This is a genomic window from Sorangium sp. So ce204 (assembly GCF_051526795.1).
GTDB lineage: Bacteria > Myxococcota_A > Polyangia > Polyangiales > Polyangiaceae > Sorangium > Sorangium cellulosum_B.
In genome coordinates, this window is the sequence record NZ_CP150317.1 from 11,148,337 (window position 1) to 11,174,394 (window position 26,058).

Sequence of the window (26,058 nt, forward strand, 5' to 3'; positions counted from 1 at the left end):
CCGCCTCCATGAGCTACGTCTTCACGATCGACCTGCGCGAGCTGAATGACCAGCAACTCGTGGTCTTGCGTGAGCTCGGCTGCGAGGTCCACGTCCCGTCGCACCGCCTCGACGACGAGCAGTACGTGCGGCTGCAGTGGCTCTTGAAATACAGGGAGCGGCTCGAGCTCGACCGGCCGCGGACCTTCAGCGAGAAGCTGCAGTGGCTCAAGCTGAGGTATCGAGACGGGCGCATGCCGGGGCTGGTCGACAAGCTGGCCGTGCGCGAGTTCGTGGCCGGGCGGGTCGGCGCCGAGCACCTGAACACGCTGTACGCATCGGCGAACGAGCCGCGCGAGCTCGATCGCGCGTCGCTGCCGGACGAGCTCATGCTCAAGTGCACGCACGGCTCGGGGTGGAACGTCGCGATCATGGATCGGTCGCCGGCGAGCTGGGCGGCGGCGGTCGAGCGGGTCGAGCGCTGGCTGACGATCAATTATTATGACCTGCGCCGTGAATGGGTGTACCGCACAATCCCGCCGAGGGTCGTCGTCGAGCGGCTGCTCCACGCGCCCGGGCCGGGCCTCGTCGATTACAAGCTGTTCTGCTTCAACGGTCGTGCCCGCGTGATCCAGGTCGACCTCGACCGCCACGGGGCGCACCGCCGCAACCTGTACGACGAGCGCTGGCGGCGGATCCCGTGCGAGCTGCGGTACCCGGGGGGCTATGACGTCCCGCGGCCGGCGACGCTGCCCTCGATGCTCGCGCTGGCCGAGGCACTGGCGCTAGGTTTCCCGTTCGTGCGCGTGGACCTGTACGAGATCGACGGGCACGTGCTGTTCGGCGAGCTGACCTTCTTCCCCGGCAACGGGTTCGAGGCGTTCGCGCCCGCGAGCCACGATCGCGAGCTCGGCGACATGCTCGAGCTGCCGACCGGCGGAGGCGCGAGTGTCGGGTGAATATGTCCCGCTGGTGCGCCCGACCTGGGATGCAGTGGTGCGCGAGCTCGACGATCTGCGCGCGTTCGGGCTCGACGCGGTGCTGTTCGGCGGGTGGGCCAAGGAGCTGCTCGCCGGCTGGCGCTACGGGCCGCACGAGGACATCGATTTGCTGGTGGTGTGCCCGGAGATCGACCGTATCGACGCGTTCGTGCGGGCGAGCGGGCGAGCGCCGTTCGCGGCGAAGCGACACGCGCACAAGCGAGCGTACCGCAGCGAGGGCGTGCTGGTCGAGGCGCTGCACGTCGTGCCGGCGGCGGACGGCTGGACGACGCGGTTCTTCGCCCGCCACGTGCACCGCTGGCAGACGCCGCTGGCCCGAGATGTCGCGCTCGGCGAGCGCCGGATCGCGGTCGTGACGGCGGACAACGTCCGCGCCTACGAGCGCGAGCATCACCTGGTGGAGGCGGCCTTCTACGCCGAGCACCCGCAATTCGAGGCGGAGATCCGGGCGCGCTATGGGGACACGCGGATGCCGTACGACAAGTTCTTCGACGGGCCGGGCGGGGGCGAGGCGTGATCACTGCGCTCGGCTTCACCACGCGGGGGCGGCCCGAGCTGCTCGCGCGCTGCGTCCGGAGCTACGTGGACAACGCGCGGATGTACGGCCGCCGGCCGCGGGTGATCATCATGGACGATCATGTCCCGGGCGAGCAGCCGTCGGCGCGCGCGGTCGCCGAGCAGATCGGCCGCGAATACCCTGATTTTGCGGTGTGGTACGCCGGCTGCGACGAGAAGCGCCGGTTCGCGGCGCGCGTCGTGGCGGCCGGCCTGCCGGCGGACGTGCTCGAGTACGCGCTGTTCGACCCGGAGCGCGCCGGCTACACGCTCGGGGCCAACCGCAACGCGCTGCAGCTCGAGACCCTCGGCGAGCAGGCGATGTACATCGACGACGACTCGCTGGCGGCGCTGTCGCGGCCGCCGGTGTGGGACGACTCGCTGGTGCTCGTGGGGCCGGGGACGACGCAGGAGTACTGGTTCTTCGACGACCACGCGGCGGCGCTTTCGGCGACGCGTCCGGGGTCGGCGTGCCTGCTCTCGCTGCACGAGGCGTACCTCGGCCGCTCCTGCCGCGAGATCATGGAGGCGGCCGGCATGTCAGCCGAAGCGGACGACGCGTACTGGGCGCGGTACATGCGTCGGCAGTCGGTGGTCAGGGTGACGCAGAACGGCGTGGTCGGCGACAGCTGCATGTACAGCAACATCGGTCACCTGCTGCACGGCAAGGACGGCACCCGGGCGCGCCTCAGCGGCTCGGCCGACGACCTCGATCGGGCGATGAGCTCGCGCGAAATCATCCGCGCGCCGACCCACCCGACCCTGCGGATGGGCGGTCTGTTGATCGGACCCAACTACGCCTGCGATCAATCGACATTGCTGCCGCCGTACATGCCCGTGTACCGTAGCTCGGACAGCACGTTCTCGAGCGCGCTCTCGGCGGTGTTTCCGACGCACGCGTTCGCCGATGTGCCGTGGCTGGTCGAGCACGCGCCGGAGCCAGGCCGTGGCTACCACGGGCGCGGCTACTCGGAGCCGTGGCACGCCAGCATCGGCGAGGTGGTGCGCGGCCTGTTGTTCGTCAGCTCGGCCAGCGCCTACCACTCGTTCACCGACCCGCTCGGCGAAAAGGGCCGGACGCTGGTCGGGTACGGCGCGCTGCCGCTGGCAGAGTTCACACGGATCGTCACGCAGCTCATCGACGAGATGGTGCAGATCAAAATCGACCGCCTCGATCGCCTGCGCGGGCTCGCCGGCGCCGCCCACCCGCGTTACGTGCAGGCGCTCGCCCGCAGCGCCGGCCTGCTCACGGACAGTCTGAAGGACCCGCTGCACGCGGTGCCCGTCGAGGTGCGCCGCGGACGAACGCCGGCCGAGGCGCTCGCGCACACGCAGCGGCTGGTCGCGCGCTTCGGCGAGCTCATGCAGCTGTGGCCGACCCTCGACGCGCAGGTCCGCCGGGAGGAGCGGCGGCTGGCGGTCCGGGTGTGAGCGGCGCTATGAACCGTTCCAGAAGCTGAATTCGCCGCGATACATCATCAGGAACGAGCTGACGGTCACCGGCTGGAAGCCGTCGAAGTGGTAGTCAATCATGATGCCGATGTTCGGGAGTCCGGTCCACGACGGGTCGACGCTATAGTTGAGCGTGAACTGCCAGTGGTCGGGGCCGGTGCTGACGCCCTTCGCGCTCTGGTCGCCGGTCTGTTGCGGGTGGCCCCACCTGTACCAGTGGATCCGGTCGTTGAACATCATGTGCGCGCCGGAGACGGTGCCGCCGGTCGCGGCCTCGACGTGGAAGTCGAGAACGACGGTGATGTTGCCGCCGTTGACGGCGAAGGTCGGAGTGACGCCGAGCACCTTGACCCGCACCACCGCGACGTCCACCGTCCGTCGCGTCACGGTGCCGTCGACCCAGGTGGCGTCGAGCTCGTAGGTGCTGGCCTGCGTCGGGCTCTCGACGTGCGAGCCCTGGGCGGCCACCGGCTGGCCCTGGTACGCGACCGACTTGGCGTGAGCGACGGCCCACGACAGCGTGGTGGTCTGGTGCGCGAGGTCGACGGTGGTCGGATCGGCGGCGAAGCTCTCGATCTCGAGCGTGTTGAAGGTCAACGCCAGCGGGTAGGTCGTCGAGACGATGTCGCCGAGCTGGCCGCTGCTGCGCTTGAACGCCTGCATGGCGTAGATGACGCCGTACTGCGGCTTTAGCGTCTTCGGGTGGGCCGGGTCGGACACCGGCGGCAGCGTTTCCCGGCCGCTCTGGCCGATCAGCAGGTACACGCCGTCAGCGTCGGTCGCCCGCCACGACAGGGTGACGGTCTGATTGTAGTCGATCTCGTCGGGGGTGGCGCAGAACGACAGGATCGCCGGCGACGCCACGATCACGACCGTGTTTAGGCTGGTGGTGACGGTCTGGCCCTGCACCGTGGCCGAGGCGGTCAGGATGAATGCGGTCGAGGTGTACAGTGGCGGCGACCGCCAGCGGCGGACCTTACTGACGTCGATGCCGGTCTGGTCGGCGTAGCTGAGGGTGTACGTGGTGTTGGCCGAGCCGACCCAGGTCAGGGTGACGACGCTGCCAGCCTTGATCTGCGGGACGTCGGCGCTGAAGTTGAAGACATAGAAGCCGTAGGGGAACTTCGGGACGGTGATGTCGAAGACGCGCGGCTGGGCGGCACCGCCGTCCGCGGTGGCGGACTCGACGATCTCGACGACTGCGTTGCCGACCAGCTGGCTGACGCGGACGCCGGTGATCGAGACGGCGAGCCCGTGGTCGCTGAGCACGCCGGACTGACCGTTCGCCGGGCGCACGACGAACGAACCCGAGGCGCCGCCGGGTCCGACCTGCCAGTGCGTCGTGTCCGACACCGAGGCGGTGATGCCGGTTGCGTCGTCGGCGAGATCGGCGGTGTCGGGCGCGGTCGGGTCGCCGATCGGCAGGGTGATCACGATCTGCGTGACGGTGACTTGATTGACGGTCAGCGGGGTCGAAACGACGATTGTCAGCGCGGCCACCGAGGGCGGTCCGGACTGCGGGCTGACCTGCAGCGGGGACGGGCTGGTGGCGAGAGAGTAGCTGAGGAGGGGGCCGCCGGATGATGAAGCAAGCATGATGGCTCGTTCCTTGGGGTGTGCGAGGGAGAGACCGCCGCTGCGTTGCAGGACGCCGTGACGAAGGATCGGCGGGGTGTCGGGCAAGGACGCGCCGCCGTCGACGGGCGCGAGGGTGAGGTCAGTGAAGGCGCCGCCGGTCGCGGGCTGCCGCCACTGCCAGTTGCTGCCGCCGCCGTCGCGCTCGGCCGGGCGCGGCAGCAGCAGCGAGTCCACGGCGGGGCTGTCGGGCGCGGGAGCGATCCGCCGCTGCTCGGCGAGCACGGGGCCGACGCGGAAGGCGGCCTTCATCGCGGACAGCGCGGAGTCGACCCAGGCGGGCACGAGGCTGATGTCCTTGACCGGAAGCAGCCCGCACTGCGCGTGGACGGCGGCGCGCGGGTCCATGACGAGGGTCAAGCTGCGCGAGGGCCCCGGGCCGGCGGCGGCGAAGCCGAGCTCGATCCAGTTGCCGTCGCCGATCGGCTTCAGGTAGCCGCTGCTCCTCGCGGGGTCGTCCGGGCCCGCCCCGGGCACGTGGACGGCGTTGAAGTGATCGTAGTCGCCGTCGCAGAAGTAGCCGAGCAGGCCATCCTGATGGGCGGCGAGCTGCCCGAGCTGGACCGGGAAGTGGTGGCCGAGGAACAGGGGCTCGGGCGGCGGGTCGGCGAAGGTGTACGGCCACGCGGGGTCGCGGTGGGCCTCGGTCTGCAGCTCGAGGGAGATCGTGGCGGTGACGATCGCCAGCAAGCGGCCTACCAGCACCGAGAGGTAGGTGTTGGGGCGGTCGCCGAGCGGATCGACGGACCACAGCGTCTCGTCGACGGCGCGCACGAACTCGGCCAGCGCGATAGGGCCGGCAGCCTTGAGCGCGACCAGGAAGCCGCCGAGCTGCGGCTCGGTGCCGACCAGCGGGTCGAGAGTTGGGTACGGGGTGTCGGGGGCGGGCCACCAGTCAACGAACGGGGCGCCGTCGGCGTCGACGACCGGCGAGAGCTCGCCGTACAGGGTGCCGTCGGGGCCGTAGACGGCGAGGCCGCGGTCGAGGTGGTCGGGCAGGATCCAGCCGACGATCGGGGTGCCGGCGGCGGTCGGCACGAACTGCAGATTGAGCCGCGAGGGTTGCAGCAGGCGCGGGGGCAGCTGCACGAGCCCCTGCGGATTGACGGGGACGATCGGCCGGGTGACCTGCAGGCCAGCGCCGACGAGCACGGGGGTCTGGGCAGCCGTCTGGTCGGTGACGATCTCGAGCGTCCGGCCGAAGGCGTCGACGACGGCCAGCCGCGAGACGTAGAACTGTCCGCCGCGCAGCCCCTCGAAGCTCGACGGCGGGACGGCGCGCCGCGCGGCGGCCAGCTGCGGGTTCGGGGGCACGGAGCCCTGGTTGCCGACGAGGTCGGCCATGCTCTCGGGCCCGCCGGGGAGCGCGGCTGCCGGCGGGTAGGCGGTCGGCGCGGGATCCCACGACTCTAGCTGGGTTCCGACGCCGCCGAGGGCCTGGCTGAGGAAGTCCCAGTGACCGACGGTGTCGACGAGGTCCTCGATCGCCTTCAGCTGCTTGGCGGCGAGGCTGTCGGGGTTGTCGCGGATGAACTGGTCGATGCGGGCCTTGAACTCGAACGACGGCTTCGGGGTCAGGACGCTGCGGCCCTGCAGGATCTGCGGTACGGGCGGCGTGATATCGGCGGCGAGGTCGAAGTCCTCTCCGTCGAACGACCAGTTGGCGGCGCCGGCGGCGTTGACGAAGGGGAGCGGATACCAGGTCAGCTGCCAGTCGAGGAACAGCGGCTGCCACGGCTGCGTCCACGGGAACGGCGGGGCGATCGCGGGCAGGACGCCGCCGCCGGGCGGCGCAGGCGCGGCGATGCTGGCGGCGAGGGCGGCGAGCTGGTCGCGGGTGAGGGCGACGCCCGCGGCGGCGGCGACGAGCGCGGCGTTGCTCGGATCGAGCAGGAAGAACTCGGCGAACAGGGCGGGGGCGACTTGCGGGAGGCCGGACCAGGGGACGGCGGGCAGGTACTTGGTGAGCTGGTCGCTGCGGATGGTGAAGCTCGGTCCGCCGGCGCCGGTGCCGACGGCGAGGGCGGTGACCAGCTGCGCCGGCCAGCGGCACGCGAGCTTCGTGTCGGGGTCGATCTTCAGGGTGTGCGCGGTGCCGGACAGCACGAGCACGGGATCGGGGGCGGTCCAGAAGCGCGGAGCGGCGATCGCCCGCAGCGCGCGGGAGGCCGGCAGCCGCTTGCTCGCGGCGAAGGCGGCGATCGCCTGATCGAGATCGACCGTGTCGGTCGCGCGCGGGATCTGCCGGCCGAGGTCGGCGAGCTTCGCCCGCAGCGAGCGAGCGCGGGCGATCAGGCCGTTCGGGTCGCCGGGGTCGAGCGCGGCGCGGAGCTGGTCGCCGGTGACCTTCCACGGATAGCGGCCCTGCTCGGCGAGGTAGGCCTGCGCGGCCTGCTGCTTCCACCACAGCTCGAACAGGCGCCGCTGCACGGCGATCAGGTCACGCGCGGTCTGGTCGTACTGCGCCTGGGCGGCGTTGAGGTCGGCGAGCCAGGCGGTCTCGCGGGCGAGCTCGTCGGCCGCGATCGGCTTGCGCGGCGGGTCGCCGGGGCGGGCCGGGGCGTCGCCGATCGTCCACGCGTTGCCACCGGCAGTCGAGCCGAACCACTGTGCGCGGATCGTCTGCCGGACTCGATCCGCGCCGCCGGGCTGGCCGAGCACGGGCAGCAGATTGTACTGGAACGCCTCGAGCAGCTCGGCCGCCTCCTGCGGGGTGAGGTCGGCGGGCAGCGTGACCCCGGGCTCGGAGAACGCGGCCTCCATGAAGGCGACCACGGCGTCGACGCTGGTGTTGCCGATCGCGATCCGCGGGTTGGCGCTGTCCTTCGCCGAGGGCAGCGGGCGGCCGGCGTCGGGGGTCCATGGCACGCCGACCGCCGAGCCGTGGTAGAGGCTTTGCGCGGCGCCGGGCGCGGGCGCGGCGCTCCAGCCGAGGGTGGAGAGCAGCCCGGCGAAGTCCTCGGCGGGCCAGGCGGCGAGCGGATCGGCGGTCGAGTCGGCGTACCAGCCGAGCACGAAGTAGCTGAGCGTGCCGGCGGCGAGGCCCTGGGTCCGCAGGTCGTCGTGGATCGAGAAGACGTTGGTGTTGAACGGCTGGTAGGCCGAAAACGCGGGGTTGGACTCGGAGATGGCGCGCAGGAAGTAGGCGGACGGCCCGCCCGGCTCCTGCCACGGGCTCGCGGGCGAGATCGGGAGCCGGTGCCCGAGGGTGCTCGGCGTCGGCGCGCTGCGGGTCGGGTCGAGGTAGTTGGCGCCGTCGGTCGTGCCGACGGCGTCACTGACGACCACCCACGCCGCGACGAGCGGCGCCGTCGGGGCGGTCGCATCGCTCGCCGGGCGATACAGCCGCACCACGAGCCAGCGGTTCGGGACGAACGGGAAGCGCAGCGCGCCGCCCGGGCTCTCGACGGCGTGGCGCAGCGCGGCCGGCAACGTCCATTGCAGGTAGACGCCGTGGTTGGCGAGGTCGGCGGAGAAGCCGGACTGGTCCTGCTGGAATGGCGCGGGGCTCGGGCTCCGGCAGCTCGCCAGGTTGGCGTAGTTCATCTGCGCCCGGATGAAGTTCTCGGCGGTGTTGTTCAGCACCATCGCCGAGACTTCGACCGGGACCAGGAGCGGGCTTGAGGAGGTGGCGTGCATGGGCGGTCAGGAGGCGGCGCGGAGGGTGGAGGCGACGGCGAACACGAGCTGTTCGGGGCCCTTGATCATCTGCAAGGCGAACGCGGCCGGGCCGAGGCTCGCAGGGTCCTGGCCGAGCGCCCGGGCGAGCGCCTCGACGAGGTCCTTCGGATCGGTCGGCGGGCCCGAGGTGGTCGCGGGGCCGCTGCGGACGTTGAGCACGCGCGCGTTGCCGGGGCGCACGGCAACGGAGGGGGCGTCGGGGTGTCTGGGGTCGTAGACGGTGACCGGCTTGCCGGTGTGGACCTCGGGCGGGGCGAGGGTGCGGGTCTCGACCTGGCCGTCGTCGTCGACGCCGAACTCGAGGCCTTCCTGCGGCTCGGTCAGGGTAACGGTGTCGGGGACGCCGTCGAACAAGCACAACAGGACGCCGGCGCCGAGGTGGTCGAGGCGCAGGATGGGCACCCGGGCGCCATGGGCGGCGCCGACGACGGCGAGGCCGGGCCAGCCGGAGGCGAGCCCGGAGCGCAGCAGGAAGCCGGCGGTCGGCCCGTGGGCGGGGCTCGGGGTCGGCTGTCCGAGCTGTCCCGCGCGCCAGGCGAGCGCGGCCGCCTGCGCGCCCTGCTTGAGCTTCTGCGTCAGCGGGGCCTGGACCTCGGCGTCGCGCGAGGTGCCGATGCCGACGCTGAGGGCGCCGTCGACGAGCGCGCCCTGCCAGCCGGGATCGACATAGAAGAAGCGGAGCGAGCCGGGCGGCAGCATGCGCGCGTCGGGGACGAGGTGGACGAACGGGACGCCGCGCAGCAGCAGCAGCTGGCCGAGCCAGGCGGTGACGATGTCGGCGTCGGTGCTGCCGTCGAGCTGGGCGGCGAGCTCGGCCTGCACGTGAGGACGGGCGAGCGCGCTGCGCAGCGCGGTGACCGGAGCGAGCCTGGCGGTCGCGGTGCGGGCACGGACGCCGAGCCGGCCGGAGGTCGAGGCCTCGTGGATCAAGCTCAGCGCGCCGGCGGCGAACACCGCGGCGAGCCGATCCGACGCCGGGACGCGTGCGGGGGCGGCGAGCCGTTCGAGCGCCGCGCCGGCCTGCCGGCGGACGCGCATCAGCGCCTCGGCGAACGGCTGGCTGGCGAGGGCGAGGCAGCGGCCGATCTGCCAGGCGGTCGCGAGGCTGTGGTCGAACACGCCGGTGTTCGGGTCGAAGATCATCGCGGCGTCGGAGGTGGCGAAGCCCCCGCCCGACGGCACCGCGGCCGGGACGACTGGGGTGAACGGGCCGCGGTACCAGGCGAAGCCGTCCTCGCCGGTCGGCGCGTGGTAGCCGAGGGCGACGTAGCCGTCGGCCAATCGCTGGCGGACGCGCGCGGCGATCGGGTCGACCGGGCCGGTCGGCGCGACGGGGAGCCGCAGCAGCAGCGAGTCGCCGGGGCGCGGCGCGCCGTTCGCGTCGAAGGCGAGGGCGCGCGCGAGGCCGGCGAAGGTCTGGGCTGGATCGGCGAGGCACGAGAACGTCCAGCTGGCGAGCGAGACCAGCTGGACCTGCGCCTCGGCCGGGGCGACGGGGGCGTCGCCGGTCAGCAGGTCCCCGAAGCCCTCGAGCGAGACGAGGTGTACGGTGGTCCGCGCGGCGGCGGTGGTGGTGCCGGGCCGCGGGAAGCGGTTGGCGACCACGACCGAGAACCAGCCGTCGTCCTTGTGGCCGAACATCGGCTTGTCACCGGTGTTTACCCGGCGCGCGTGCGCGAGGTACGGGAGCTCGCGCGCGGTGGCGACGAGCCGGGCGAACGTCGCCGACGCGACGGTGATCGTGCGGCACTTTCGCGCGAGCTCGTCGTCGGTCACGGCCTTCAGGGCGGGCTTGCGGGTGGTCGGATCGGCGGCGAGCAGCTGCTGTACGGTGCACGTCTGCACGCCCTGGCCGCCCGCCGGGGCGGCGAGCAGCTCGCCGTCCTCGAAGGCGAGCAGCGCCACCCACGGGACATCGCCGGCGAGCCCGGGGACGTCGCGCTCCCACGGCAGCAGGCGCTTGTTGAGGACGATGTGCGGCAGCACCTCGGAGAACGCGCCGGTCGCGCCGTCGGGCGGGAACACGGTGTGGATGTCGGCGGGGTCGATCGTGAAACGCGGGCCGTCGACGCGGAACGTCTGCGCCGCCGGAGGGACGTACGCGTCGGCGGCGCTGACCGTCTGGACGACGTCGACGCGGTAGGTGGCATCCTTCAGGCCCGGCTCGAAGCCGTCGAACAGCTGGATCTCGCCGGAGGGGATGGGGGTGGGATCGCTCATGAGGACTCACGCGGCGCGCAGCGGCGGTTGCGAGAAGAGCTTGCCAGCCTGCTTGGCGAGCTCGGTGAGGGGCGTGCAGGTCGGCGGCGCGGCGCCGAGGTCGGCGAGCGCGGCGAGCATCGACTGCTGGGTGGCGACCGCGGCCGCTGAGGCCGCGGAGGTGATCACGGCGCGGATCGTGGTCGGGTCGACCACCGGCGATGGCAGCGGATCGGCCTGTGTGGCGGGGGTCAGCGGCTGCGCGCCGGTGCCCAGCGGGTCGAGCAGCTCGTCGATCTTCATCGGGCCCGGCGACTTGCCAACGACGGCCGGCGGCGCGATCAGCTGCACGCCGACGGGCAGCCTGGGGATCGTCGCGGCGGTGGCCGGCGGCGTCGCGCCCCGTGCCAGCGGCGCGCCCCACATCGCCTCGGGGAGTGCGGCGGCCTCTGGGATCTGGGTCCAGTCGGCGAAGCCGAGCTCGGCGCCGTCGTCGATCCGGGTCAGGGTGACCCGCAGGCCGGAGGTGGCGCCGGAGACGGCCATCGGACGGATGGAGATCGTCGCCGGTGGCACCACCGGCTTGGCGCCGCTCGCCAGCGGCGGAGCGCCCTTGCTGCCGAAGTCGATCGCGGTCGCGGGCACGGCGGTGTGGGCGGTGAAGATCAGCTCGTCGGCGCGGACGATCCAGGTGCCGGCGGGACCCTGGTGCGACAGACCGCGGTTGATCTGCAGGCCGAGCACCGCGGGCACGCTCGCGGGCTCGGTCGAGTCCGCGGCCGCTGCGAGGACCGTGGGCGCCGGGCCGCTCGGCAGCAGGGTCTGGAAGTCGTGCCACGCGAGCGGCTTCGGCTCCCCGCTGGCCTCGCTCGCGCCGAAGTCGATGGTGAAGGACAGGATCGACAGGTACACGCGCACGGTGCCGCCGGTCGGCGGGCCCCACACCGTCAGGCTGGCGCCGAGCTCGAACGAGAGGGTGACGGTGGTGAACAGCAGGTCGACGCGCACCGAAGCTCCGACGCTGACGCCGATGTCGGCGAGGAAGTGGAACGGCTTCCACGTGATCATCAGGTTGGCGTAGGCCTTGAACCACGCGCGCACCTGCCCCGACTGGTACAGCGCCTCGAGGTCGCCACCGGCCATGATCGCGGAGGGGGTGAGCGCGAAGTAGGCGCCGCCCTTCATCGTGGTGCTGCCGTCGACCTGCCAGTTGAAACCGACGCGCGCGGGCACGGGGTACCACGGTGGGGGGACGAACGCGGGATGATAGCCGCCGACGGTGAACACGAAGTCGCCGGCGTGCGGGCTGTCGCCGGACCAAAGGCAGAACGCGAAGCCGCCGGTGAGGTGGCAGTCGCGGCTGATGACGAAGCACGCCGGCGTCAGCGAGGCGGAGACGCCGAAGTAGCCGTCGTCGGGCTTGAAGACGGCGGCGAGCTGGAGCTCGACGAACGCGTAGGCGTCGGTGGTCGCCCCCTGCGGGAAGCTGGTGCTCGCGAGGCCGAGCAGGGCGACCTCGAAATCGTCGCCGAAGTCGACCACGAGCAGCGCGCGCCCGAGGATCAGCTCGAACGAGCGGAAGCGGATGCCGGCGGCGATCCAGTTGCGCCCGGCGCTCGGGGTGACCCACGCCTGCGAGCCGCCGGCAAGCGTCGACAGCACGCCGAGCGGCGTCGGCGCGGGGCCGAACACGGCCGGGTCGTCGAGGCCGGCGACGAACGGGAACCGGTACACCTGATCGACGGCGGGCAGCCTCAGCTGCGAGTTGTAGCCGAATCCGCCCATGAAGCCGGTGACGAAGAAGGCTGGCGGCCCGCCGAACGCTCCTATGACCTGGGCGAACACGAAGAACGAGGAGGTGCCGCTGGTCAGCGTCGCGTAGGCCGCCGCGGCGCCGATGAGCCACGGCGCGAACGCCACGGTCAGCTCGCCGACGTACTCCGAGCGCACGCCGCTCGGGAGCTGCGCCTCGGGGACCACCAGGAGGCCGCCGTCGATCGTCAATGGGCCGCTGTTGAACGCGACGGCGAGTCCGTCGAGGTGGCCCGTTGGCGCGAACCGGGTGAGCGGCGAGCCGATCCCGAGGCCTTGCAGCGAGAACGACAGCGCGGACAGGCTGGCCGAGGCGTCGAACAAGAAGAACAGGGTGTCGCCCTGGTACTGTAGGCCGATGCGGTCGAGCTTGATCGGGCCGAGCGTGCGGTCGACGGCGAACCACGTCGCGCCGACCTGGTAGGCCGGCTGGGCGGCGGCGGGCGCTGCCGCGAGCGAGCGCGGGGCGGCGGGCTTGTTCGTCAGCGCCACGACCACCGGCTGCGGCGTCGGGCTGCCGAGGTTCATCCGCGCGGCAAACGTCAGGCCGGCCGTCAGCGCGGTGGGGATCAGCGCGGCGCCGTCGAGGCGGTCGCGCAGCAGGGCGGCGACGGCCACGAGGTCCGGGGCGCCGAGCGCGGCCGAGACGGCGACGATCTGCAGCTCCTTGACGCCGATCTCGACATCCGCGGGCAAAAGCTCGCCGGCGAACGGCAGGTCGCGGAAGTCGAGGTTCAGCGGGACGTCGAGGGCGAAGAAGTAGATCCGCGCGTCCGCCGACGGACCGCCCGCGGCGCCATTCAGGGTGGCGAACAGGACCCGGCCGAAGTTCTTCGAGGCGGCGCTGAAGGCGATCTTGCCGCCGTTGAAGTCATAGGTGAACTCGGCGGAGGTCAGGGCGAGGTCGAGGCCCTCAGGCAGCGGCGGGAAGTCGCTCCAGCCGATCAGCGCGGCGATGTCGCCGAACTGCAGCGGAGTGGCTGGGTCGCTCCACTTGGCGGTGAAGGTCTTCGCGGCGGACTGGCCGTCGAACGCGATGTCGAACGTGGCGCTCCCGACCAGCAGCTGGCCGCGGACGGTCGGCTTGTAGGCGTTGTCGGAGCGGACCAGCGAGGCGCCGACGGTCATCTCGACCGGGGTGGCGCCGACGGTGAAGTCGACGGTGAGCTGGCCGAGGGCGTCGTAGGTCGCGCTGTCGAACGAGAACACGAAGTCCTTGAGCACGAACTCGTGCAGGACGTTGGGCAGGGCGACGCCGAATTGCCCGGCGAGGCCGGTCAGGATGTCGCCGATTGGGACCGGGTTCTCCGCGCCGATCTCGCCCGAGAATTGCCAGCCACCGGCAGCCGGGTGCTGCGCGGCGACGGCGATGTCGACCGTGCCCAGCCGGGCGGTCGCCGCGATCAGCCCGCCGACCCGGCGCGTGTGCAGCGGGTCGGCGATCGTCAGGCCGACGGCGTAGCTCTCGAGCGCCAGCACGCCGGGGAGGATCTGCCAGCCCCCTACCTGCTGCGTCGAATTGCCGACCTTGGCCGAGATTTGCGCCAGCGTACCCGTCGAGGGGTCGAAGCCTACGCCGAGCTCGAGCAGCGAGAAGTGGGCGAGCTCGTCGAGGGTGCTCGGCAGACGGATCGCGGACGCGGCGTCGCCGAACGCGGCGAGCACGTTGTTGATGCCCGGCAACTCGACCGCGGAGGTGTCGAGCGTCAGCTGCAGCAGGCCGGTCGAGTCCTCGCCGATGACGATCGGGAACGTCGTCGGGACGTTCTTGATCGTCAGCGTGGCGCCGACGCTGATCGTCGCGGGTAGGGCCAGGCCGGTCGACCACAGGGCGTAGCTCTGGCTGGCCCCGCGGACGTGCAGCGCCGCGAGCGCGAACCAGTCGAGGCCGGGGATGCTCAGCGTCGTCGCGGGCGGGGCCGTGATGTCGAGGGTGGCGAGGAACCGGTTACTGCTGGTCGCGTCGACGGCCGCGGTGATCACGACGTGGATGCCCTTGAACAGGCCCCAGTCGAGGGTCGCCCGCAGGGTGAGGGTCTGATCGGGTCCGGCGGGGGACAGCGCGAAGGTCGCACTCGTGAGCGGCGCGAGGGAGATCGGCGGGAGGCTGTCCATCATCGCGGCGATCGCCGGCAGGAGCCCGGCGACGGACGAGACGGTCAGGTCCCCGGACGCCGCGAGCTTCTCGAGTTGGGACTGCAGGGTGTCGAGCGGCATTCCGTCCTTCCAGGCTCGCGGTCAGATGCAGCGCATCGCGGTGCGCAGCGCCTGCCGGGTCATCGGCGCGACCGGGGGCTCGTAGATGAGCCGCGGCGCCGGCGCGGCCCACACGTTCGACGGGTGGAGGCTGCCGACCGGGATCGTGTTCCACTGCGCGCGGATGGCGTTCTCGGTGATCGACTCGGCGGCGAACGGTCCGATGCCGGCGAACAGCAGCTCGGCGGCGGTCGTCGTGAAGTGGTTGATATCGGAGCCGGGCGAGGTCCCGCGGCCGTAGTGCATCGCGTGCATGAGCTCGTGCGCGAGTCCGATCGCGGGCGGGCGAAAGCCGGCGGAGCCGAGGACGTTGTCGTTCTCGTTGATCACGTGGAACTTGACCCCGGCACCGACGCCCGCGCCCGGCGGGGCCACCGGATAGAGGATGATGTTGAGCGCCAGCAGGAAGTACTCGCGGACAGTGATGTTCTCGAACACGCGAGCGAAGGTGCGGACGTTGTTGTCGAAGGCCGAGAACCCGCCGTCGCTGAGCCAGTTCATCAGGTTCTGGCCGGTCATCCGCTGGCCCCGGAAGCGGAAGTAGCTGTACAGGAAGCCCGGCCCGGCGGCATTGTACTGGGTGAACAGCGACGCGAGCGGCAGGGTGTTCATGTCGGCCGCGAGCTGGTTGAAGCGCCCACCGAGCGAGCGAATCGCCGCGTAGCGCTGATTGACGAGCGCGGTCAGCTGCGCGCGGTCGAACGGCTGGCCGCCGGCGTAGGCCTGGATCGCCGCGGTCAGGCCGTTGACGTAGGCGGGTCCAGCAGCGAACGTCTGATTGCTGAACATCGACGGGCTGATGAACACCGACTTGGGCCCGCCGTTGAGCCGCTGCAACAGCAGCGCCCCGGCGGCGGTGGCGTTGATGCTGTCGAGGCAGCTCGCCGCGTAGCCGAGGAAGCCGGTGATCTCGGCGAGGCGAAGCGGGGTGGCGTTGTTGAACAGCCCGGCCTGACCGGGCGGCGGGTTCGCGCGTCCCTGGTTGATCACCGCCGTCACCGCGGCGGACGGGGCGCCCGGCACGGCATAAACCGGCCCGGGGCCGCCGCCGCCGCCGAACGGCTCGATCGTCGTGTCGAGGTTGAGCGGCGCGAACGCCACGTACAGACCGGGCGCGACGCCGCCGGTGAGATCGAAGGTCGAGAGCTGGTTCGGCACCCCCTGCTGGGCGCGCCAGCGGTACCCGAACGCCGCATTCGACGGCGGCTGCAGGTAGATGAGGTTGTAAATGTATCTCCCGAGTCTGCCGAACATGATCGTCTGCCCACCCTGCGACGAACTCGAATGCATCGCCGGCCAGGCGGTTTCGACGCTCGTATCTGGTCATGAGACACCCCGGGTTCGATCCTGTCAACGCTGATCCGTCGCCTCGTTGGCGCGTTGGCGCGTCGGCGCGTCGGCGCGTCGGCGCGCGCCCGTGATGCCGCCGATGCATGGAGCAGAGCTACGCCGCTCGCGCGCGAAATCGACCTGCTGCCAGGTCCGGTCGCGCACCGGAGCGCGCGTGAAAGGGTCGCGAAGCAGGCGCGCGGGTGCGCCCCTGGAAAGGCGCCCCGGATTTGACTCCGATGCTGACCTGAACCCGGGTCGACGCTTGCTCACCACGGATTCTTGCCTTCGGAGCGAAAAATGTCCCGATCGGACCGTCGTCATCCAGCGGGCCAGCTCGCGGGCCGCCGAGAGCCGCCCGCACGCGGCGGTTGCGTGCCGAAGCGCCCCGGAGGCATCCGGAAAGTGATGCCGGCAAGCACCAGGCCTGTGCCGGGAGGCAAGCGCGGCGGCGTGCGCAGGCGACGACCCTCTCGCCGCGATGCTGCATGGCCACGCCATGGCGGAACTGCGGACGCCATCGGGAGCGGTGGGAAAACGAGTGGCGAATCGGCTCCTGCATGCTGGCACGGAGGCGGCACGCGCACCATGCGCCTCGGCGCCAGAGAGCGCAGATCAGACCTCTTTCGAGTTGTAGGTTTGCGTGATGCTCATCGATGATCGCCGTGCGCTTCATCCTGCGCACCGCAGTCCAGTAATCCTGGGCGGATGGGAAACCATAGAGCTCTCGCCCGCGTCGAGCCCCGCGGGAACGGCGCCGGGCGAGCCGTCTATCGCGCATCAAACACCCGCTCGCCCCGTCGCAGGGCCCGCGCGCCGTGCATTGGGTGCAGCTCTGGCTCGACGACCGCGACGTGCGTTCCCATGACGGGCTCGGGCCGGGTGCCCACCTACGCCGCGTCGAACCCGAACGCCATCGACTCCCACGCTGGATCGCGCGCGGGTGCTGCCGTTCGGGGCTGCGAGGGCAAGTTCAGATGCTCGAGGACGCGGCGGAGGAATCAAAGCCGCGAGCCGGGCCAATAACTCCATTGGACTCATGACGCAGTGAGTGCGTCCCCGCCAAGGTGTCTTCAGCAAGTACGCTATACGCCCATGGGGCAGGAGCTCGATTCGATCGAGTGCGAAGGCCGGGCGGGAGCAGTACCGCACGAGCCTCTCGCGCCCCTGATCGTCATCCGCTGCGATGCGCGCCGCGGCAGGCACGATCCCGAAACAGGCAGCGGCGCATCGAAGGGCCCGGCAACAGAGCGGCGAGCGAAGGAGAATCCCTCGGCGCTGCGCCGCCAGGCCAGGCGCCGACCCCGATCGGTGAGGCCGCGGGCCCTTCACCGCGGGCGATGCGGCGGAAGAGGGCGCCGCGTTGGGCCACACCGGAGCCGCCCTCGGCGGCGAAGCAGGCGGAAACTCCGAAAATCGCTGCTGTTCCAGCGACCGCTCGCTATCGACCGGTTTCTCTGGCGGGGTTGCTGACACGCTGGACTGGCCAGCGCTCAGCGTGCCAGTCGGACGAGCGAGCGGGCTCGCGCGGAGTTCATGCGCGCCCGGGCGGCGAAACGGTGGAATAGTGTCCCGCCCATGCCTCCGAGCGACCTCGACCCGCGGCGCATCCTGCCCATCGCGGACCGGCTCCACGCCGACCCCGGCTACGCCGGCCGCGGCGTCACCATCGCCTTCCTCGACTCCGGCTTTTACGCCCACCCGGACCTCACCACGCCCAGGAACCGCGTCCTCGCCTACCACGACCTCTTCGCGCCCGAGGCGGGCCCCTCGGCGCTCGAGCGCGGGGACGCCTCGTCATGGCACGGCATGATGACCTCGGTCGTCGCCGCCGGGAACGGCGCGCTCTCCGACGGGCGCTTCCGCGGGCTCGCCTCGGAGGCGAACCTCGCGCTGGTCAAGGTCGGCTTCGCCCACCGCATCGTCCACGACGACATCCGGCGGGGCATCGAGTGGGTGATCGCGCACCGCGAGCAGCACGGAATCCGTGTGCTCAACATCTCCTGCGGAGGCGATTACGAGGAGTCGTACCTGACCGGGAGCCTGTCGCGCGCCGCCGACGACGCGACCCGGCACGGCATCGTTGTCGTGGCGGCCGCGGGCAACGCAGGGCACGACCCGGGGCACCGCGTCCTGCCGCCGGCCAGCGCGCCGAGCGTCATCGCCGTCGGGGGGCTCGACGACGGCGGCGCAGGAGAGCAGACGTGGAACTACCACTCTTCGTACGGCCTCACCCTCGACGGGCTGCAGAAGCCGGAGATCATCGCGCCGGCGATCTGGCTGGCGGCGCCCATCCTGCCCGGGACGCCGACGGCGGCGCAGGCGCAGCTCCTGTCGCTGCTCGACCGCGCCCGGGACGAGGAGCTGCCCGGGCTGCTCGTCGAGCACGCGTGCGTCGATCCGGACCTCGACGCCATCGCCGGCCGCGAGCCGTACCTCGTGCGCCAGCTCGCGGCGGCCAAGCTGCGCGACCAGAAGGTGATCTCGGGCCATTACAAACACGTGGACGGGACGAGCTTCGCGGCGCCGATCGTGAGCAGCGTCGTGGCGCAGATGCTCGAGGCGAACCCGCGCCTCTCCCCGCAGCAATGCCGGCGCATCCTGATGAAGACCGCGCGCGGGCTGCCCGGCATCGCGCCGGAGCGGCAGGGCTTCGGCGTCGTGCAGCCCCGCGCCGCGGTGGCCGCCGCGCGCGCCGCCGCGTGAGCTCGGCGGCGTCCACGCGGCGACGAGGTCGCTGGCGCTCGAGCTGACCTGCCCGACCTGCGCCGTGGCGCCGCGCTCGGAGCCGTCCTGGAAGCGGCCGATCGCCGCGAGCTGCACGGCGGCGGGCTCGCCGTGGGCGAGCGCGACGGACCTCCGGGTCGAGGTCCGGACAGGCAGGGCACCGCGCCGCTCTGACGGCCGGCTCGCCGGGACTTCGAGCGCGAACGGCGCGAGGAGGCCCGGAGCCCGTTCGTCCACATCGCACCGAGCATCGCGGCACGAGGCGCACGCCGTATCCAACGGGGGTGCACGCCGCCGCCGCCGTCCGACGCGCCGCGCGCGGCGACGGTCAGGAACAGGCAGACGCGGCCAGCCTGGGGGAATACCTTGCGTACCCCGCCGCCGGCCGGTAGCTTCCGGAGCGCCTCAAGGCTCGTTCGTCCTCGACCTCTGATCCGGCCGCCTGCTGCAACGTGGTTGCCTCGTCCGAACGTGGGGTGACGGCCGGTCGTCGGGGAGCGTTTTCGCGTGCGGCCCGCGGCACGATCCGGGCCGTCCGCGAGGGAAGCGGGGATCGTGCAACGGGATTGGCGGCAGACATGAGCAAGCGGCTTTATGTGGGGAACCTGGCGTTCCATTCGACGGAAGACAGCCTGCGCACCGCGTTCGAAGGGGCCGGCGTCGAGGTGCTCTCGATTCAGTTGATGACGGACAGGATGACCGGGCAGTCGCGCGGGTTCGGGTTCGTCGAGGTGAGCGATGCCCAGGCGCAGGCGGCCATCAATGCGCTGCACGGCAAGGACCTCGACGGCCGTACCCTGACGGTCAACGAGGCGCGCGAGCGCACCGGTGGCCCCGGCGGCGGCGGCGGCGGCGGCGGCTTCCGCGGGGGTGGCGGCGGCGGCGGCCGTGGAGGTGGCGGCGGCGGGCGCGGCGGTGGCCGCGGCGGCGGCGGGCGCGACCGCTGGTAGCGCTGCAAGGTCGACCCCGACGGCGCGGTCAGCGCCGCGCGGGGCCCCTCGCCCGCTCGATCACGGGCGCCGGGGCGCGGAGCGCAGGGGAACCCCTCAGGAAATAAAGCAAGGAACGCCAGCGCGAAGGCGCGGCGACCCGCGCAGGAGCCCGGCCAGCGATGGCCGGACTCCTGGCCGGGTAGAGCAGCGCTAGCTGGAGCGCTTCGCCCCGGGGCGGCGGAACGGCGCGCGGCCGGCGAAGACCTGGCCGTCGCCGAGCGCGTAGGAGATCCGGAGCAGCTGGTTGTACTTCGCGACGCGATCCGAGCGGGACGCGGAGCCTGTCTTGATCTGGCCCGCGTTCGTCGCGACCGCGAGGTCGGCGATGAACGTGTCCTCGGTCTCGCCCGAGCGGTGCGAGATGATCGACCGGTAGCCGCCCTCGGCCGCCTGGCGGATGCACTCGAGCGTCTCGGTGACGGTGCCGATCTGGTTCAGCTTGATGAGGATGGCGTTGGCGAGGCCGTCCTCGATGCCCTTCGCGAGGCGCGCGGGGTTCGTCACGAAGAGGTCGTCGCCGACGAGCTGGACCTTCTTGCCGAGCCGCTCCGTGAGCAGGCGCCAGCCCTTCTCGTCGTTCTCGGCGACGCCATCCTCGATGGACACGATCGGGAACGCCTTGGCGAGCTCGTCGTAGATGGCGACGATCTCCTCGCGGGTCTTCTGCTGCTTGTCGAAGGTGTACCGCTCGGTCTTCGCGTCGTAGAACTCGCTGAGCGCCGAGTCGAGCGCGACGCCGACGTCCTCGCCCGGGCGGTGGCCGGCGGCCTCGATGGCGCGCACGACGTACTCGAGCGCCGCCCGGTTCGACGGCAGGCGCGGGGCGAAGCCGCCCTCGTCGCCGACGGCCGTGACCATGCCGTCCTTCTTGAGCAGGCCCCTCAGGGTGTGGAAGATCTCGGTGCCCGTGCGCAGCGCCTCGGCGAACGACTCGGCGCCGTAGGGGACGATCATGAACTCCTGGATCTCGAGGCCGTTGTCGGCGTGCACGCCGCCGTTCAGGATGTTCATGAGCGGCGTCGGGAGGACGCGCGCCGCGGCGCCGCCGAGGTAGCGCCAGAGCGGCAGGTCGACCGTGTCCGCGGCGGCGCGGGCGGCGGCCATCGAGACGGCGAGGATGGCGTTGGCGCCGAGCTTCGACTTGTTGGGGGAGCCGTCGGCCTGGATGAGCACCTTGTCGAGCTCGGCCTGGTCGAGCGCATCCATCCCGAGGACGGCCGGACCGAGGACGGTCTCGATGTTCTTCACCGCGGTGAGCACGCCCTTGCCGAGGAAGCGCTTCTTGTCGCCGTCCCTGAGTTCGACGGCCTCGTGCTCGCCGGTCGACGCGCCGCTCGGCACGGCCGCGCGGCCCGTGCCGCTCAGCGTGGTGACCTCGGCCTCGACGGTGGGGTTGCCGCGCGAATCGATGACTTCGCGCGCGATGACGCTCTGGATCTCCGACATGACCTCTCCTCAAGGGGACCGCCTTCGCGCGACCCCGGCTGCTCTCGAAGGGGGCTCGAGAAGCGGCCGGAGCATAGGCACGGCCCCCCCCGGATGTCGACGCTCCGGTGCACCCGCGGCGCGCGGCGCGGGATCCGGCGCGGACCGACGCGGACCGCCCGTCGACCCGCGCGGCGCGCGAGGTGGACGCGCGCCCGGGTCGACGCGCGCGAGGTGGACGCGCGCCCGGGTCGACGGTCGGTGCGCGCCTGGCGTAAGCTCGCGCCCGCGTGGAAACGTCCATCGGCGTCTTCGGTGAGGAGATGCTCCTCTGGCTCTGCATGCTCCGCCAGTCCCCGCGGCGGCCGCCGGCCGATCACGTGCTGCGGCAGGCGAACCTGCTGCTCGAGGAGCTGAAGGGGTCCAGGCTCGCGCAGGGGATGCCGATCGCGTCGGTCGACGACGGGATGTTCGCGATCGCCGCGTGCGCGGACGAGTTCGCGATGTCGCTGCCGGACCTGCGGCCGGTCTGGGCGCAGCGCCCGCTCCAGGCGTCGCGGTGGACGACCAACAACGCGGGCGTCGAGTTCTTCGAGCGGCTGGAGCGCGTCCGGAAGGGCCCGCTCCCGGTGATGGCGACGTACGCGTGCGTGCTCGGGCTCGGCTTCCGCGGGCGCTACGGGCTGCCGGGGCAGAACACCGACGATCTGCTGCGGATCCGCCGCGAGCTGTCGCTCAAGCTCGGCGTGGATCCGGATCGGGACTGGAAGGGCGGGGTGCTCAAGCCGGTGCAGGTCGAGGGCGTCGCGGTGCAGCACCTCCCCACCCAGTCGTTCTGGCGGTCCGTGCTCGTCGGGCGGGCGCTGGCGTCGCTCGTCGCGATCGCCGGCGCGCTCGCGCTCGCGTGGACGATCGCCCAAAGGGTCCGATGAGCGGCTCCTTCGTTTACGAGCTGGCGAGCGTCCACACGCTGGTCGAGCAGGCGAACCTGGACAGCGGCCAGGGGATCTACGCGGTCCCCTGCTACCTGGTGCTCGGCGAGCCCGGGTCGGGCCGCTCCACGGTGATCCGCTCGATGAACCTGACGTGGCCCGTGAGCGGCGGGCAGCTCCCGATCGGCGTGCCCGGGGCGCGGTGCTCTTACTGGCTGGCGAAGGAGGCGCTCTTCATCGAGCCGGAGGCGTCGGTGCTCGGCCCGCGGCGGGAGCCGGCCGAGCTGTCGCGGCTCTGCGACGAGCTGCGCCGCTCGCGGGAGCGCGAGCCGATCGACGGCATCCTGCTCGTCCTGAGCATCGCGGAGTTCGTCGAGCTCGACGAGCAGGGGCTCGACGCGTACGCGAACCGCATCCGCGCGTACCTCGTCGAGGTCGGCCGGGCGCTGCACGCCGACGTGCCGACGTACGTGGTGCTGTCGCGCTACGACACGCTCTGGGGCTTCGCCGAGGTGTTCCAGTGGACCGCCGAGCGCGGGCGCGAGGAGCCCTGGGGCTTCACGCTCCCGCTCGAGACGAGCCCGGACAACGCCGGGCCGCGGATCCTCCAGGAGCTCGAGGGGCTGAACGCGCGGCTGGAGTCGTATTGCCTCGCGCGGGTGAGCTCGGAGGACGCGCCCGAGGCGCGGACGCGGGCGTTCCAGCACCTGGCCGAGGTGCGGGCGCTGATGCCGCGGCTGCGGCAGCTGTTCGGGGTGATCGCGATGGCGAACGCGTTCGAGCGGGCGCCGTGGCTCCGCGCGGTGGCGATCGGCAGCGCGATGCCCGGCATGGGGGACCGGCTCCGCGCGGGGGTGACGCGGTTCATCAACATGGGGCTGGCGCAGCCGCCGAACGTGGCGGTCGCGATGCGGCCGGGGGGGCTGCCGATCCACGCGACCCTGAGGGCCGTCGTGCTGCCGGAGCGGGACATCGTGCCGCTCCGGCAGCGGTGGCGGGACGACCGGTTCACGCTGCTCTGCTTCGTGGGCGGGCTCTTGCTGCTGCTCGCGGCGGGGCTCACCGAGATCATCCTGCGCTACGCGATGTGAGCGGGCGCCGAGGGCGGCGCCGCCTGCGCGGCGCGCCACGGCGGACACGGCCAGAGGGCGCGGCGTCGACAGGCCACGTCATCTACGTTGGTTCACGCTCGCGACACGGCACCACACTTGCAAGTCTGACGTTCGCAACGTTCGCAAGAAAGGAGGTTCTCATGGCGGAACAGCAGCGTCAGCCGACAGGCCAGGACGTGTCCGTGAGCAAGTCGCAGCAAGGCAAGCCCGGCAGCCAGGCGACAGGTCAGACCCCTTCCCAGGGGGCCGGCGGACAGTCCACCGGGCTGCAGCGTCAGCAGGGCGGCGGCCAGATGGGGCGGTACGGCGCGGCAGGCGGCGTCTTCAACCCGTTCGCGATGATGAGCCGGATGATGGAGGACATGGATCGCATGTTCGACGACTTCGGCTTCGGAGGGCTGCTCTCGCCGTTCAGGCAGGGCCGCACGATGGGTGAGCCTGGTGGCGGCCGGGGTCTCGCGTCCCTCGGGGGCGGCCTCTGGTCGCCGCGCATCGAGCTGGGCGAGCGCAGCGGTCAGCTCGTGGTCAAGGCCGATCTCCCCGGCGTGACGAAGGACGACATCCGGGTGGAGCTCCGCGACGACACCCTGATCATCGAGGGCGAGCGCCGGCAGGAGCAGCAGGAGCAGCGCGAGGGGGTGAGCTACACCGAGCGCAGCTACGGGTCGTTCACGCGCGCCATCCCGCTGCCCGAGGGCGTGCAGGCCGAGGACGTGGACGCGAGGTTCGAGAACGGCGTCCTCGAGGTCTGTCTGAAGCTGCCGCAGCAGCAGCAGCGCGGCCGCTCGGTCGAGATCAAGAGCGGCGGGCCCTCGCAGGGGACGAGCGCTGGCGGCGGCCAGACGTCCGAGAAGAACCGGCCCAGCTAGCCGATCTCGATCTGGGTTCCACCGGGGCGGCGGTGCGCCGTCGCCCCGGTGTCGCCTGGCGGAGGGGGTCGATCGCCAACCGAGCGCGACCCGCCGGCGCGCGCGCCGGCCACTCCGCGCGGCGGCCCTACTTCGCGTCGCGCGGCGTGCCGCCTCCGGGCGCCGCCGTGTCGCGCCCTCCGAGGATCGCGAGCTCGGTCTCGATCCACCGGTCGAGCTCGCCCTGCAGGCTGAACAGCGCCAGATCGAACTCCCGCCCGTTGATGACGATGAACGGCGTCCCCGAGAGCCCGGCGCGGTCGGCCTCGGCCTTGTCGCGCGCGACCACCCGGGCGGCGGGCTCGCCCGCCATGTCGGCGCGGAACCGGGCCATGTCGAGGCCGACCTTCTGCGCGTAGCCGAGCAGATCCTTCTCCTCGAGCCGCTGCTGGTTCTCGAACAGGAGGCGCTCCATCGGCCAGTAGCGGCCCTGGCGGTGCGCCGCGATGGCCGCGCGCGCCGCGGCGTCGGCGTGCGGGTGCGATCGCAGCGGATACACCTTGTGGATCAGCCTGACGTGGGGCGCGTGGCGCTCGACAGCCTCGTCGAGGTGCGGGACCGCGCGCCCGCAGGAGGGACACTCGAAGTCCGACCACACGACGATCTGGATCGACGCGCGCTCCGGCCCGCGAGAGGGCGAGTCGGCGAGGTCGATCTGCTTCACGTTCGGACCGAACCTCACGCCGTACGCGGCCTGCGCCTCCGCGCCGCTCGCGCCGCCGCGGATCTTGTCGGCGAGGAGCTGCGCGGCCGGCGCGCAGGCCGCGCAGGCGCGCGACTCGCGGACGCACTGCGCGAGCGACACCGCCTGCTCGGGGCACGGCGCGTAGAGCTGCGAGACGAGCTGCCACCAGGTATCGCGCTCGCGGCGGACGAGCTCGGCCGTGTCCACGCCGGGCAGCTCTTCCGGCGCGCCGCCGGCCGCGTCGAGCGGCGCGGCGCCCGGGGGCCCGGGGAGCGGGACCTCGGGGGAATCGGCGAACTGGGGTTCCTGCCGCTCCGCGCCGCCGCAACCCGGGAGCGCGGCGAGCGCGAGGACCGCGGCGAGCGCGGGCCGTCGTGCACCTGATCTCGGAATGAACACGCGCGGATGCTACACCCCCGCCGCGGCCGGGCCAGGCCGAAGCGCCGCTCGAGGCGCGCGGCCGGCGCCGCGGCCCCTCAGAAGGCGCCGCCGAGACCGAAGGTGGTGCGGCCGGGCGCGAGGGCGGCGTGCGGCGCGAACCGGAGCCGGAGCGGGCGGAGGCGGATATACTCGTAGCTCTCGGGCCCCGGGGGCTCTTCGTACTCGAGGAGCGTGGCGTCGACGATGTTCGCCGTGAGCGCTCCGAGGATGGCGCCGAAGACAAGGCCGGTGAGCTCGCCGTCTCTGTTGGGGGAAGCACCGCCGATGACCTGGCCGAGCAGGCCGCCGCCGAACGTGCAGCCGACGTTGAGGCCGAGGCTGAGGAAGCCCTTGCCGAGGTGGCCGTTGGCCCAGTGGGTGATCGGGCCGCCGAGCACGAATGGGCCGGCGGTCATCCAGGCGAACATCTCGTTCTCCGTGGCGACAGCGAGGGGTCCGAACGCGACGGTCCCGCTGAGCACGAGGAGGTGCTGCCAGCCGTACCAGACGCGCTCTGTCTCGCGCCGCTCGCGCCAGGGAGAGCCCCCGGGCTGCCAGGACCCCGGGCTCGTCGTCCACCTCACGGGCGCCTGGGGAGCTCCGGGCGGCGCGACCCCGGCCGGCGGCGCGCCGCCGTCGCCCGGAGCCGGCGGCGGCAGGAGCGGCGCTGCCGCCGCGTCGCCCGGAGCCGGCGCGACGGCCGACGCGCTCGGCGGCGCAACTGGCGCAGGGGAGGCCTCGGACGCAGGCTGCATGGCGCTCGCCGGCGCCGCCGTGGCCACCACGGCCGCTGCACAGCCGATCCACAGCCCGCCGCGAAGCATGCCTGTCATCCTGCGATCCTCTCTTCCTTCTTCCTGCGCTCAGGGCCTCTTTTACTTCCTTTCTCTCGGCCGCTGCGTGCAAATCCGGCCCCGCATTCCTGCGAGCGGCGATGGATGGCGGCTCCGCCGGCGCG

The 26,058-nt window shown here is 72.2% G+C and carries 16 protein-coding genes; 8 read left to right on the forward strand and 8 right to left on the reverse strand.

Annotated elements, in window-relative coordinates:
- Window positions 1-8 precede the first annotated feature (8 nt).
- The 3 genes from WMF22_RS42050 to WMF22_RS42060 are packed head-to-tail and all read left to right on the forward strand — an operon-like array spanning window position 9 to window position 2,966.
- Entirely contained in the window at window positions 9-938 is a 930-nt protein-coding gene (locus WMF22_RS42050; protein ID WP_438033382.1) for an ATP-grasp fold amidoligase family protein, read from the forward strand.
- Complete coding sequence (locus WMF22_RS42055; RefSeq protein WP_438033383.1) at window positions 928-1,497, forward strand: nucleotidyltransferase domain-containing protein; 570 nt, start codon at window positions 928-930, stop codon at window positions 1,495-1,497. The genes WMF22_RS42050 and WMF22_RS42055 overlap by 11 nt, the downstream gene beginning before the upstream one ends.
- Window positions 1,494-2,966, forward strand: coding sequence for a hypothetical protein (locus WMF22_RS42060; protein ID WP_438033384.1), 1,473 nt, complete (start codon window positions 1,494-1,496; stop codon window positions 2,964-2,966). Before WMF22_RS42055 ends, WMF22_RS42060 begins: the two co-directional genes overlap by 4 nt.
- A gap of 6 nt (window positions 2,967-2,972) precedes the next feature.
- On the opposite strand, the gene WMF22_RS42065 is transcribed toward WMF22_RS42060, so the two are convergent.
- The 5 genes from WMF22_RS42065 to WMF22_RS42085 form a co-directional block, all read right to left on the reverse strand.
- Entirely contained in the window at window positions 2,973-8,210 is a 5,238-nt protein-coding gene (locus WMF22_RS42065; RefSeq protein ID WP_438033385.1) for a hypothetical protein, read from the reverse strand.
- 57 nt (window positions 8,211-8,267) lie between these two features.
- On the reverse strand, window positions 8,268-10,523 hold the full coding sequence (locus WMF22_RS42070) for a hypothetical protein (protein WP_438033386.1): 2,256 nt from the start codon (window positions 10,521-10,523) through the stop codon (window positions 8,268-8,270).
- A 6-nt stretch (window positions 10,524-10,529) separates the two neighbouring features.
- Window positions 10,530-14,531: a DUF6603 domain-containing protein gene (locus tag WMF22_RS42075; protein ID WP_438033387.1), complete on the reverse strand. Its 4,002-nt coding sequence runs from the start codon at window positions 14,529-14,531 to the stop codon at window positions 10,530-10,532.
- 21 nt (window positions 14,532-14,552) lie between these two features.
- Window positions 14,553-15,824 (reverse strand): hypothetical protein, encoded by a 1,272-nt coding sequence (locus WMF22_RS42080; protein WP_438033388.1) that lies wholly within the window; start codon window positions 15,822-15,824, stop codon window positions 14,553-14,555.
- Window positions 15,825-16,679: 855 nt separating this feature from the next.
- Window positions 16,680-17,534: a transposase gene (locus WMF22_RS42085; RefSeq protein ID WP_437295558.1), complete on the reverse strand. Its 855-nt coding sequence runs from the start codon at window positions 17,532-17,534 to the stop codon at window positions 16,680-16,682.
- On the opposite strand from WMF22_RS42085, the gene WMF22_RS42090 reads away from it, so the two are divergent.
- Entirely contained in the window at window positions 17,478-18,605 is a 1,128-nt protein-coding gene (locus WMF22_RS42090; RefSeq protein WP_438033389.1) for a S8 family serine peptidase, read from the forward strand. The two genes, WMF22_RS42085 and WMF22_RS42090, sit on opposite strands and share 57 nt — an antisense overlap.
- 599 nt (window positions 18,606-19,204) lie before the next feature.
- On the forward strand, window positions 19,205-19,576 hold the full coding sequence (locus WMF22_RS42095) for an RNA recognition motif domain-containing protein (protein ID WP_012240305.1): 372 nt from the start codon (window positions 19,205-19,207) through the stop codon (window positions 19,574-19,576).
- A 192-nt stretch (window positions 19,577-19,768) separates the two neighbouring features.
- Here the strand turns inward: WMF22_RS42095 and eno are convergent, their stop codons facing one another.
- Window positions 19,769-21,064: a phosphopyruvate hydratase gene (gene eno / locus WMF22_RS42100; RefSeq protein WP_437295560.1), complete on the reverse strand. Its 1,296-nt coding sequence runs from the start codon at window positions 21,062-21,064 to the stop codon at window positions 19,769-19,771.
- 269 nt (window positions 21,065-21,333) lie between these two features.
- Here eno and WMF22_RS42105 point away from each other — a divergent pair, with 269 nt between their 5' ends.
- The 3 genes from WMF22_RS42105 to WMF22_RS42115 all read left to right on the forward strand — a co-directional run bounded on the left by WMF22_RS42105 (window position 21,334) and on the right by WMF22_RS42115 (window position 23,956).
- The gene (locus WMF22_RS42105; RefSeq protein ID WP_437295561.1) at window positions 21,334-21,975 is read left to right on the forward strand and encodes a DotU family type IV/VI secretion system protein; all 642 of its coding nucleotides are present in this window, start codon (window positions 21,334-21,336) and stop codon (window positions 21,973-21,975) included.
- On the forward strand, window positions 21,972-23,066 hold the full coding sequence (locus WMF22_RS42110; protein ID WP_438033390.1) for a type VI secretion system protein: 1,095 nt from the start codon (window positions 21,972-21,974) through the stop codon (window positions 23,064-23,066). Before WMF22_RS42105 ends, WMF22_RS42110 begins: the two co-directional genes overlap by 4 nt.
- A gap of 161 nt (window positions 23,067-23,227) precedes the next feature.
- On the forward strand, window positions 23,228-23,956 hold the full coding sequence (locus WMF22_RS42115; protein WP_438033391.1) for an Hsp20/alpha crystallin family protein: 729 nt from the start codon (window positions 23,228-23,230) through the stop codon (window positions 23,954-23,956).
- Between the two features lie 127 nt (window positions 23,957-24,083).
- On the opposite strand, the gene WMF22_RS42120 is transcribed toward WMF22_RS42115, so the two are convergent.
- Entirely contained in the window at window positions 24,084-25,079 is a 996-nt protein-coding gene (locus WMF22_RS42120) for a DsbA family protein (protein ID WP_438033392.1), read from the reverse strand.
- Between the two features lie 77 nt (window positions 25,080-25,156).
- Window positions 25,157-25,933: a hypothetical protein gene (locus WMF22_RS42125; protein WP_437295567.1), complete on the reverse strand. Its 777-nt coding sequence runs from the start codon at window positions 25,931-25,933 to the stop codon at window positions 25,157-25,159.
- Window positions 25,934-26,058: the final 125 nt, after the last annotated feature.

Excerpts from the sequence above, each read along its gene's own strand:
- WMF22_RS42115 (WP_438033391.1), top strand. The coding sequence starts at position 23,228 with ATGGCGGAACAGCAGCGTCAGCCGACAGGCCAGGACGTGTCCGTGAGC.
- WMF22_RS42110 (WP_438033390.1), top strand. The coding sequence starts at position 21,972 with ATGAGCGGCTCCTTCGTTTACGAGCTGGCGAGCGTCCACACGCTGGTC.
- WMF22_RS42090 (WP_438033389.1), top strand. The coding sequence starts at position 17,478 with ATGCCTCCGAGCGACCTCGACCCGCGGCGCATCCTGCCCATCGCGGAC.
- WMF22_RS42065 (WP_438033385.1), bottom strand. The coding sequence starts at position 8,210 with ATGGTGCTGAACAACACCGCCGAGAACTTCATCCGGGCGCAGATGAAC.
- WMF22_RS42095 (WP_012240305.1), top strand. The coding sequence starts at position 19,205 with ATGAGCAAGCGGCTTTATGTGGGGAACCTGGCGTTCCATTCGACGGAA.
- WMF22_RS42080 (WP_438033388.1), bottom strand. The coding sequence starts at position 15,824 with ATGTTCGGCAGACTCGGGAGATACATTTACAACCTCATCTACCTGCAG.
- WMF22_RS42075 (WP_438033387.1), bottom strand. The coding sequence starts at position 14,531 with ATGCCGCTCGACACCCTGCAGTCCCAACTCGAGAAGCTCGCGGCGTCC.
- WMF22_RS42050 (WP_438033382.1), top strand. The coding sequence starts at position 9 with ATGAGCTACGTCTTCACGATCGACCTGCGCGAGCTGAATGACCAGCAA.
- WMF22_RS42125 (WP_437295567.1), bottom strand. The coding sequence starts at position 25,933 with ATGACAGGCATGCTTCGCGGCGGGCTGTGGATCGGCTGTGCAGCGGCC.
- eno (WP_437295560.1), bottom strand. The coding sequence starts at position 21,064 with ATGTCGGAGATCCAGAGCGTCATCGCGCGCGAAGTCATCGATTCGCGC.
- WMF22_RS42070 (WP_438033386.1), bottom strand. The coding sequence starts at position 10,523 with ATGAGCGATCCCACCCCCATCCCCTCCGGCGAGATCCAGCTGTTCGAC.